The organism is Tepidibacillus infernus (assembly GCF_048898065.1).
In the GTDB taxonomy this organism is placed as follows: Bacteria; Bacillota; Bacilli; order Tepidibacillales; family Tepidibacillaceae; genus Tepidibacillus_B; species Tepidibacillus_B infernus.
The window spans coordinates 146839-157387 of sequence record NZ_JBLWFI010000002.1 but is presented as its reverse complement, the minus strand read 5'-3'; the positions used below and the strand labels follow the sequence as shown (position 1 = coordinate 157387).

Here is a 10549-nt window from a genome sequence, read left to right as displayed (position 1 = left end):
TAGAGGAAGCTGCAACCCTACTGCAACTTTCTACCCGACAGGTTTTGCGCCTTAAAAAAACCTATCTTAAGGAAGGAGCTGAAGGCATTGCCCATAAAAATCGAGGGCGTAAACCTGTTCATGCGATTGCAGATTCAATCAAGGATCAAGTCGCTTCGTTGTATCAAAACACTTACCATGGCTGTAATAACTGTCATTTTGCCGAACTATTGCAGGAACATGAATCCTTGACTCTTAGTGTGTCTACTGTTCGCCGCATTCTCTTGGAGAAAGGACTGAAGCAAGTAAAACAACGACGCCGAGGAAGTATTCATCGTCCCCGCAACCGCAAGCCCCAAGCCGGGATGCTTTGGCAGATTGATGCCAGTGCTTATGCTTTGCTAGAGGATAGAGGGCCCAAACTTACATTGCATGCCGCAATTGACGATGCTACCGGAATAGTTGTTGGTGCTGTTTTCCGTCCTACAGAAACCCAAGAGGGTTATTTCACCGTTATGCAACAAGCTATTGAGCAATATGGCCTTCCACTTGGTTTGTACAGCGATCGGCATACGATCTTCCGATCTCCCAAGGAATCGTTAACTGTAGAGCAGGAATTAGCGGGTGAAATCAAGCCGTTATCGCAATTTGGTAAGGTAATGGCTGAACTCGGTATAACTCATATCAAAGCAATGACCCCGCAAGCCAAAGGGCGTATTGAACGTCTTTGGGGTACTTTTCAAGACCGTTTAGTTATCGAACTTCGATTGCTTGGTATTTGCACTTTGGAAGAGGCCAATCGAGTACTTCCAGAACTGATCCAAAAACATAATCAAACTTTTGCTATTAAACCCCAGGAAGCTGGGTCTGCCTACCGTCCTCTACCTGAGGGGATGAATTTAGAGTATATCTTTACTGTTCGAAGCTACAGACAAATTGGGTCAGGCCAAACCATTTCCTATGATGGGAAGGTCTATACATTAGCTCAAAAACCTTCACAGCCATTTAAGACAAAGACAACTGTTGAAGTACGGGAAACTATTCAGGGTAAGCTAGTCATTTGGCACCAGGGACAAATTTTCGAATTGCAGGAAACACAAGAACTTTATTTATTGAAAGGCCAATAAGTAACTTTCTTAGGCAACACTAGCCTGTTCACTTTACCCTTGATGGTAAGTGGCTCCCTTTGGTATGCTGACCCGTTAGAGCCCCCCTACAGGGGTGCTCTAACGGGTCAGTATTGGGTTTCCAAAGGGAGCAAAGGCTCGCCGTCAAGGGCGGACATTATATACTAATACGCTAATAATTAACCAAGGAATATGGCATTTTCATAGAACAATTAAGGTGACATTTTCACTGACGATTGATAGATGCAAGAAAAAATTATAGTGTACCTCATGGGTGCTGTCATGGGTAAATCCATTGCTCGTTCTGCTTATGATAAGCCAGTAAACAAGCCTTATCTCAAGCTGCAAGTCGATGAAATGCCTAAGATTGTTATTCCAGAAAGATTACAATATCAAGAATTGTTGATAGATTATCTTAAGGAACATGGAAAACCTTTAAAACCTGTTAAACCCCAAAAGAACAGTAAAGCCCGAGTGCCAAATACAATGATCTGCCCAAAATGCGGCGCACCCCATGAGTATCTTTACGATAACACTGGTGGCAGGAGTCAATATAAGTGCAAGGTCTGTTCTTCTTGTTTTAATGCGAAAAATTACTACTCCAAAGCAGCGATCATAAAGTGTCCTCATTGCTTAAAAACTATAGAAAAAAATCAAAGAACGAAAAGACTATTGGATCTACAAGTGTAAGAACGACGATTGCTCCTTTTACCAAAAGAATCTATCTCATTTCACGTCAATTATGGAATGTCAGCCCGCAAGACGGCTGCCCTCATGGAGGACGTGTATGGCTTTAAGATTTCTCACCAAAGCGTTTTAAATTATTCTGATGCCGTAGCGAAAATGATCAAACCCTTTATTGACCACTACCCTTATAAACTATCTCACTCGTTCTGTTGTGATGAAACCTATATACGGATAGAAGGATAGCATTTCGTCCTGCTATTATTTAAAATACTTTCCTAATTTATCAGCTGTTATAATTGCTGCATAAACATCATCAGCTGTTACGTTAAAAGGCATATTATGAATTGTTTCACCCTCTGCTACAGATGCTTCTGCTACTTTTCTTAATTGTTCTTCCGTTACGTTTTGTGCGCCCATATCCTCTAAAGTAGTTGGAAGACCAACACTCTTACAGAATTCTATCACTTCTTTGATTTCTTCCATTGGTGCATTTTCTAATACTAATTGTGTTAATGTACCAAAAGCTACTTTTTCACCGTGATATAAATGATGACACTCTTCAAGAACAGTTAAACCGTTATGAATAGCATGTGCAGCTGCTAGACCACCACTTTCAAAACCGATACCACTCAAATATATATTCGCTTCAATAATTTTTTCAACTGAACTATTGGATATTTTACTTTCCGCTACTAATTTTGCTTTTAAGCCGTCAGAAATTAAAGTTTTGTAACATAACTCTGCTAAAGCGAAGGCACCTTCTGTCACATTACCACCTGCCATAGTTACTGCGTTAGAACGCTTACAAGCTCTAGCTTCAAAATAGGTTGCCAATGCGTCTCCCATACCTGCAACCAATAAACGCACTGGTGCTGCCGCAATGATTTGAGTATCAATAAGTACTACAGACGGATTAGTAGGTAGTAATAAATATTCATCAAAAGTTCCTTCTTCTGTATAAAGCACTGCAAGGGCGCTACATGGTGCATCCGTAGATGCAATTGTAGGAACAACTATCACCGGACAACCAATATAAAACGCAATGGCTTTAGCTGTATCAAGAGTTTTCCCCCCACCAATACCAACAACCATATCACAACCCTTTTCTTCTGCTAGGGCTTTTAAACGATTAATTTCTACTTTTGAACATTCACCCTTAAATAATTCCATCACATACTCTGCATTGTTTGCTTTATAACTTTTATCTACAATGTCTTTTGTTAAACCTGTAACAAATTCATCGGCAATGATAAAAGGTTTTCTGCCATAATTTTTTGTGTAGTTCTCAATATGGGCTAATTCTCCATTTCCTTGAATATATTTTCCTGGACTAATTATAATTTTTGTAGACAATATACCTCACTCCTATCTTTTTTGTACAACATAATAGTACCAATATGTTTGCCCTTAATAATTATGGGTACTGCTTAATATTCCCATCCAGCATAACAAATATGTAGGAGTAAAGCTTAAAGAAGTTGAAAGTTTTTCCAGTATTCCAGGTGGTACTCCAACAGGGGAAAAGAATAAAAGGGAATCCTTAAAAAAATTAGAGTTGGAAACGTATCCTTCACTTTGCTAATGCTGCGTACTTTTTGTGTTATTCTTAATTTTTTTAAGAGATATGTTGCTCTAGTCCTGGATATATATAACCATCACGGTTTTTGTCTCAGCATGGTACTCCGCGCTAACTTTGGAACCAATTACAGTATCTAATTGAGTAAGAGGCGGAAGAGATTCGCTTACAAAAATCTTGCTCCCGCTAGTAATCTTAAGTACCAGTTCATTATCACTTTCGGTAGCTATCGTAACTGTACCGTCAACAGCATTGATCGCCTTTAACGTACCACTGGTAGTAGCAATAGCCTGGGACTCACCCACTTCCTCTTCGTCAACGGGAGCATCTTCTTCTCCAGCCACTGCTTTCTCTTCGTTGGCGCTAGCGCTGAAATCGGTTACCCCGGCTTCCCTCTCTAGCTCAGTTTCTCCCCCGGTGCTATCTACACAGCCAGTCAATAAAACAACTCCTAATACAAAAATTGCCATTATGACCATAAATCCCTTGTTTAAAACCATATTATTTCTCCTTTCATAAGCCTTTTCCCTAACTATGTATCCTTTGTTACCCTCAACCCTACTACAAAGGTATAAACCTCCTTGGAGATTCCTTCCCTTTTTCACAGGCAATTATACCGGAGAAATATTGACTGGATTTTACCAAACATTGAAAATACTTTGCGATAATGTTAATAATTGTTACAAATAAAAGAAATACCAACGGTTTTCCGTACAGCAATAGCAGGTAACCGTTGGTATTTCTTTTATTAATAAGGGAAATTACCTATTTCGATGTAAAAGAAGGAAAACTGATGATAAAAGTCGTTCCCTTTCCTAATTGGCTTGCAACATCTATCTTCCCGCCTTGTAATTGAACTAGCTTTTTCACAATCACCAGTCCCAGACCAGTCCCTTTTTCCTGCATGTTACTATTGCGCTGGTTTTTTACTCGATAAAACCTGTCCCAAATGTGCGGCAGGTCATCAGGCGGTATGCCAATACCATTATCCTCAATGGTTAGTATCACTTCATCTTGCCGGGATTCCACGCTAACCCTGATGGTACCATTCTCCGTGGCTCTGACAGCATTCTTCAGCAGATTCCTAATAATCTGTTCCATCCGGTCAACGTCCCCTACCATGATAGCATTCTCTGTTTTTTTCTCTAACACCATCGAGATATTTTTGCTATTGGCCAAACCCTCCATGGACATGACCACCCCTTGAGCGAGAGCGATCAAGTCCACCGGCAGTTTTTCTACGGTTATATTCCCGCTTTCCAGGCGGCTTAATGACAATATATCATCTACCAACCTGGTAATATGCACCGTTTGAGTATAAATCGTGTTCAAATACTTCTCCTGTAGCGCTTCGTCTTGCACCATACCATCGCGGATAGCCTCAACAAAGCCCTGAACAGAAGTAAGAGGGGTACGCAACTCATGCGATATTTCCGCAAACAGCCGGGCTCTTTCTTCTTCCATTCTGTAGCTTTCGCCTTGTATCTTCTGTAGTCTTACCGTCAGTTTATTGAGCTGGTTAGCAAGGACATTGATTTCATCCAGAGGCTGGTCATCAGCGTTAAAAACGTAACTCCCCCTGCTAATCTCTGCAACGGTGGTAGCCAATCGAGAGATCGGTCTGGAAATATACATAGCGAGATAAACGGAAACGATAATAATAATTACCAGTATGACTATCGCTCCGATAACTAGGTAAAAACGCATTTTGTTTAAAGCAAGGTCGAGATTAGTCGGCTTCGTTTCCAGCAGGATGCCGTTTTCAATGGCATCCTCATTGTTTCCCATGGGGACAACGGCAACAAAGGTGAGTTCCCCTGTCTCCTTATCCATTGTCCTGGTAACCTCAGTTTCACCTCTGGTAAGTATTTCGATGAATTTTGCATTTACTTTACTCCCAGGTACCACTTCCTGCTCCGCTGAAGTACCCAAAATTTTTCCTTGCTTGTCAAAGACCGTAATCCTAGCATCAAAGCTATCGGCCAGAAATTTTAACAAGTCCTGTTGAGCATCAGACTGACCACTTGTTTGTTTGCTTGCTGGAGTTTCCCATGCCTGTTCCTTTTGCTGGAGCAAGGCAAAATTTACCCTTTTGGCTTTGCGTAACAATTCCTGTTGTATTTGATCATAGGTTACCTGTTTAACCACAAAGACAGAAAACATCGTCACGGCAATCAAAGCAAAGATAAACACTGTAACATTAGTAAATAATATTCTTGTATAAAGATTTTTGTTGAATTGTTCTAGCAGTATGCGTTTAATAATAAGCAAGAATCTGCGCACAGCTCGAGCATGGATTACCAATTGAAGTCTTTTCCTGCCTAGCTGTAGGTAAGTTTTCACGATTTAGTCACTCCTCCCTTTGACAGGAGGTGTAAACTGGTATCCTACACCCCAAACAGTTGTCAAATATTCATGGGGCAAGGGCTCTAGCTTTGTCCTTAACCTGCGAATGTGGACATCTACTGTACGCTGATCACCAAAGTAGTCATATCCCCATACAGCTGTCAACAGCTCCTCTCTGGTGAAAACCCTTCGAGGATTCAGGGCCAGGTGATAGAGTAAATCGAATTCTCTGGGAGTAACTTCTATTTCAATATTATTAACTTTAACTCTTCTGATATCGGCCTGGATTTCCAGCTCCGGATATTTCAATTTCCAGTTCGTTGTAACGTCAACCTGTTGGGTACGGCGCAGTACCGCTTTGATTCTGGCGACTAGTTCCCTAGGGCTGAAAGGTTTGGAGACGTAGTCATCGGCTCCCATTTCCAGTCCTAGAACCCGGTCTGCTTCTTCTCCCTTAGCTGTAAGCATAATGATGGGAATCATGCGTAACAACCTTAAATTGCGACAAAGAGTAAGCCCGTCCATACCCGGAAGCATGATGTCCAGTATTACCACATCAGGGTTCTCTCTGTCAAATGTGGCCAGTACCAGGTCACCATCGTTTACCCCAATAACTTCAAAACCTTCCCTCTCTCCATACAACTTAACCAATTCCATTACGTTTTGATCGTCATCAACTACCAAAACCTTACCCAAATAAGACATTATTTTCCCCTCCTCGGCCATCTTTTTTTCATCTGGAAGGCTTCTGGAATCTAAAGTATTCCCAATCACATCCGACGCCTCTTAATTGCCTGATATTTCCAGATGAAGCTTACCTAGGGAAAACCGTGTGCCAAAACAAAGAAAGAATTCTATGATTTCAAGATTATTTAACCTGCAAATAAATTTCTCATTCCTTTTTTTAGTAAAGAATAGCTTGTCATCGTTTCCTTTATAAATTCCATAATATCTCTTATATTGTTTTTTTGTCAACGACTGGGAAATTTTAGTTGCATCTGCTGAATGGCTAATGTCGTATTAAGGTGAAGCATTAAACGCCCGGCGACGGGAATCTACTCCCTGTGCCGGACGTCATGAACGGGTATATTGTGTTATTAAAGTAAATTAGTTAGTGGCGGTCATTCCAAAAAAATCTAATAACCGTTCGTAAATGCTCAGTAATCTGTCGTATGAGTTAAGAAGCCCGCTGTAGAATCTATTTTGCACACTCTCTTGGCCGGCGGGAGCGGTGCTTTCTTCATCTACTACTTGCCCTTCATCTACTGGTGCGGTGCTTTCTTCATCTACCACTTGCCCTTCATCTACTGGTGCGGTGCTTTCTTCATCTACCACTTGCCCTTCATCTACTGGTGCGGTGCTTTCTTCATCTACCACTTGCCCTTCATCTACTGGTGCGGTGCTTTCTTCATCTACCGCTTGTCCTTCATCTATTGGTGCGGTGCTTTCTTCATCTACCGCTTGTCCTTCATCTATTGGTGCGGTGCTTTCTTCATCTACCACTTGCCCTTCATCTATTGGTGCGGTGCTTTCTTCATCTACCGCTTGTCCTTCATCTATTGGTGCGGTGCTTTCTTCATCTACCGCTTGTCCTTCATCTATTGGTGCGGTGCTTTCTTCATCTACCGCTTGTCCTTCATCTATTGGTGCGGTGCTTTCTTCATCTACCACTTGCCCTTCATCTATTGGTGCGGTGCTTTCTTCATCTACCGCTTGTCCTTCATCTATTGGTGCGGTGGATCTTGGTTCAACTAATATTTGTCTTGTTTTCCCATCCTCCATGACAGTGATCTGTGCTGCAGCATGCTCCTTTAGGTCAGAATTGGGGTGAAAATCTGCAGCGCTGACAGGCATGATGGTCATGAAGGTCGGAATAGATGCAACCATAAAACCCATGGTAATCTTTACTAATTCATTTTTTAACACAAACATAAATTTATCCTCCTTAACTTTTATTTAGGAAACACTCTTGCCCTTCAGGGCCTCAAATCTGTTTTTCCCTTCGTCTGAAATTTTCACGTTAAATCCCTTTTTGGTTTGCTACACTGCTATCACCTCTCCCGAAGATTTTAAACCTTCCCTCCTTTCGAAGCCAATTATACTGAAGGAATATTACCTTACTTTTGCTAAATTTTGAAAATATTTTTTAATAATATTAATAAATGTTACAAGAAAAAATCATAAAGACAGACATTGAAGATATAAAAAATACCAACGGTACCACACAAGAATAGGAGGTAACCGTTGGCAAATTATTACTACTAACAGAGGTTTAGAACCGTTGCGGTTAGATAAACAACTTGTAGAAAGTGTTCGGTGAAAAGGCAAAATAGGAAGTTGCTTCTTACTTATTTGAGAAACAATGATATATTCTTCTACACCAAAATGGTTAGCTTTATTATCCTTTGGAGTTACTGATGAAACATTTTGTGTAGCCTTCACTCAAAAAGAAAAAGAATTATATCCATCCTTTGCGAATATGGTCATTGTCTTTTTTAAGATTTCAATCTCCTGTTTTAACCGTAGGTTTTCCTTTTGGATATCCGCAATTTCTTTAGGGATTGTGCTTCTTCCCCCTCACCTGTAGGAGTATATGCCTTGATCTATTTATAGATTGTGACACGTAATTGGGCTCGTTTCTTTATTTTCTACTACACGGGATCATATTGTCTATTACTTAAATTTGATTAAACACTCAGTTCATTTCCTTCATATTTAGTAGTTGATTGAACCATATTTGACATAAATAATAAACTGTACTTGCTACTAGACTGCCGATGATTAAGATGGAAACAGGATAAATGTATAATAAAGTAACACCCGCCCCGACAATAATTAATAAAAGCACAGTAAGAACCGGGTTCATTAGAGAGAAGAAAAAGGCGTTTCGAATAACCAGCTTCCAACTTAGTTCAAAATGGACCATTATCGGAAAAAGATAAATGGATATGGAGCTAAACAACAAAATTCCAATAATTAAGATGATATAAAGAATGAGTTGAACAACAGAACTGGCTGGGTTAATATGCCTATAATCAAAATATAAGAAAATTGCTAGTACACTCCAAAAAATCGATAAAACAAAGCTCTGTTTGAAATTTTCCTTAAGCATTTTAAAAAAACTTTTAAATATACCTTCTGTTTCCTTTTGTAATATTCGTCTACGGACAACACCAAACATTGCTGCTGTGGCTGGAAAAAAGGTGATTAAAGGAATTGAAGCAAAGACCCATAGTAAATTAAGAAGAAATAAGTCTACTATTGTATTCAATGTGTGAAACAGCCTGTTGTTTAAAGCATTCATTCAAAAAATCCCCCTATCACCTTTTTATCCTTATTAACGCCAAGTTGATTTTAATATATAAAGCTCTAAAGAATTCAGCTTAACATTTCCATCTTTCGCATAAAGTTCCATTTGTTTACTCTCTTCATTTGGAAAGATTAGGTCCGTTATGACCAAATCCCCGTCATTCCCAAAAACTTCTACTGATGACCGATCAACAAAGACATGAAGTGTTATCTTATTATTCTGTGGACCTAAATTGCTCTCATGTTTGCCTACAAAAGCTTCATGGAAATTAGCTTCTCCCGAATTTGTTCTATCTACAAACATTTTTTTATTTTCTTTGTTATATCCGATAATCGTTTCTTCACCATCTGATTTACAAACTTTAAATCCAAATTCTGTTGCGGTTCCTATTTCAAATTCTGCAATAATTTCAAATGTGTTGCTATTCACATTTGCCAAAAGATTTTCTCCAGGTACAATTTCTTCGTTTTGTATTGATATCTTTTCTTCTCGAAGAGACTGCAATTCATGAATCGGGGTTTGGACGAGACGAACACCTTCTTTTGTAGACTTTAGTCCAAGTACTCTTGGAATCGTCATCGCACTTCGCCATTCTTTTGTAGGGGTTACATTGGCATAGCGCCAATTACTCATCCACCCTATATATATTCTTCTACCGTCTTCAGTTGGAATATCAGACCAGCTTACACCCGCATAATTATCACGTCCATGGTCAATCCAAAGAGTCGTTTCCGGCAAATGATTATTTATAAATGTCTTTCCATCAAAATCCCCAATAAAATATTGAGTTCTTGAACCTTCTTCGTAATTTGGATCATCACCGATACTGACAAATAAAACCCACTTTTTTTGATCAAGATTTCCATCAATAGGTAATTCAAAGAGATCAGGACACTCCCAAACTCCTTGATGGGATCCATGCCCTTCTCCAAATTCACTCGCAAACTCCCATGTCTTTAAATTCGGTGAAGTATAAATTCTAACAGTTTGACCCGCAGCTAAAATCATGACCCATTTGTTTGTTTCACCATGCCAGAACACTTTTGGGTCTCTGAAGTCTGTGATATTTCCCTCTGTAATAACAGGGTTCCCTTCATATTTTACCCAAGTACGTCCATTGTCCTTGCTATAGGCAAGACTTTGCCTTTGTCTCGGACGTTCAGAATCAGGGTAGGTATCCGCATGAGTGAATATTGCTACTAATCCCGGATTTCCTTCAAAGAAACCACTCGTATCATTCCAATCTACCACGGCACTTCCTGAAAAGATCATCCCATGCTCGTCAGGTGCCAACGCAATCGGAAGGTGTTCCCAACAAACAAGATCTTTACTTACAGCATGCCCCCAATGCATTGGTCCCCACGTTGTTCCATTGGGATGATATTGATAAAAAAGATGATATTCCCCATTATAAAATACCATACCATTCGGATCATTCATCCATTGATTCTCAGGTGAAAAGTGAAACTGAGGACGATATTTTTCTGTATAATACTGTTGTTTTTCTTGGATGTTATTCATTTC

At 39.8% G+C, this 10549-nt stretch carries 8 protein-coding genes and 2 pseudogenes (2 of these 10 running past the window's edge); 3 read left to right on the top strand and 7 right to left on the bottom strand.

Annotated features, from left to right (window positions below):
• On the top strand, window positions 1-55 hold the 3' portion of the coding sequence (locus TEPIDINF_RS13150; RefSeq protein ID WP_476471656.1) for a helix-turn-helix domain-containing protein. It extends 221 nt beyond the left edge of the window; only the last 55 of its 276 coding nucleotides appear in the window; its start codon lies beyond the left edge, outside the window; the stop codon is at window positions 53-55.
• A pseudogene (locus tag TEPIDINF_RS13145) lies at window positions 1-1082 on the top strand (ISNCY family transposase); its annotated part reaches 16 nt to the left of the window's first position; the annotation flags it as partial. The gene TEPIDINF_RS13150 and the pseudogene TEPIDINF_RS13145, both read left to right, overlap by 71 nt.
• A 267-nt stretch (window positions 1083-1349) precedes the next feature.
• Window positions 1350-2033, top strand: a pseudogene (locus tag TEPIDINF_RS13140) (DDE-type integrase/transposase/recombinase); the annotation flags it as partial.
• An 18-nt stretch (window positions 2034-2051) separates the two neighbouring features.
• On the opposite strand, the gene TEPIDINF_RS13135 reads toward TEPIDINF_RS13140, so the two are convergent.
• From TEPIDINF_RS13135 to TEPIDINF_RS13105, 7 genes are all read right to left on the bottom strand, one after another.
• Window positions 2052-3146 (bottom strand): glycerol dehydrogenase, encoded by a 1095-nt coding sequence (locus TEPIDINF_RS13135; protein WP_069801141.1) that lies wholly within the window; start codon window positions 3144-3146, stop codon window positions 2052-2054.
• 279 nt (window positions 3147-3425) lie between these two features.
• Window positions 3426-3869 carry a hypothetical protein gene (locus tag TEPIDINF_RS13130; protein ID WP_069801142.1) on the bottom strand — a complete coding sequence of 148 codons (444 nt, stop codon included), beginning with the start codon at window positions 3867-3869 and terminating at the stop codon, window positions 3426-3428.
• A 265-nt stretch (window positions 3870-4134) separates the two neighbouring features.
• Window positions 4135-5712, bottom strand: coding sequence for a sensor histidine kinase (locus tag TEPIDINF_RS13125; protein ID WP_421692272.1), 1578 nt, complete (start codon window positions 5710-5712; stop codon window positions 4135-4137).
• 3 nt (window positions 5713-5715) lie between these two features.
• Window positions 5716-6420: a response regulator gene (locus tag TEPIDINF_RS13120; RefSeq protein ID WP_069801147.1), complete on the bottom strand. Its 705-nt coding sequence runs from the start codon at window positions 6418-6420 to the stop codon at window positions 5716-5718.
• Window positions 6421-6822: 402 nt separating this feature from the next.
• Window positions 6823-7647: a hypothetical protein gene (locus tag TEPIDINF_RS13115; protein WP_421692271.1), complete on the bottom strand. Its 825-nt coding sequence runs from the start codon at window positions 7645-7647 to the stop codon at window positions 6823-6825.
• Between the two features lie 763 nt (window positions 7648-8410).
• A complete protein-coding gene (locus TEPIDINF_RS13110; protein ID WP_421692270.1) occupies window positions 8411-9019 on the bottom strand; it encodes a YesL family protein in 609 nt (202 codons plus the stop codon).
• A 33-nt stretch (window positions 9020-9052) separates the two neighbouring features.
• Window positions 9053-10546 carry a glycoside hydrolase family 32 protein gene (locus TEPIDINF_RS13105; RefSeq protein ID WP_421692269.1) on the bottom strand — a complete coding sequence of 498 codons (1494 nt, stop codon included), beginning with the start codon at window positions 10544-10546 and terminating at the stop codon, window positions 9053-9055.
• Window positions 10547-10549 lie beyond the last annotated feature (3 nt).

Excerpts from the sequence above, each read along its gene's own strand:
- TEPIDINF_RS13130 (WP_069801142.1), bottom strand. The coding sequence starts at position 3,869 with ATGGTTTTAAACAAGGGATTTATGGTCATAATGGCAATTTTTGTATTA.
- TEPIDINF_RS13120 (WP_069801147.1), bottom strand. The coding sequence starts at position 6,420 with ATGTCTTATTTGGGTAAGGTTTTGGTAGTTGATGACGATCAAAACGTA.
- TEPIDINF_RS13115 (WP_421692271.1), bottom strand. The coding sequence starts at position 7,647 with ATGTTTGTGTTAAAAAATGAATTAGTAAAGATTACCATGGGTTTTATG.
- TEPIDINF_RS13110 (WP_421692270.1), bottom strand. The coding sequence starts at position 9,019 with ATGAATGCTTTAAACAACAGGCTGTTTCACACATTGAATACAATAGTA.
- TEPIDINF_RS13105 (WP_421692269.1), bottom strand. The coding sequence starts at position 10,546 with ATGAATAACATCCAAGAAAAACAACAGTATTATACAGAAAAATATCGT.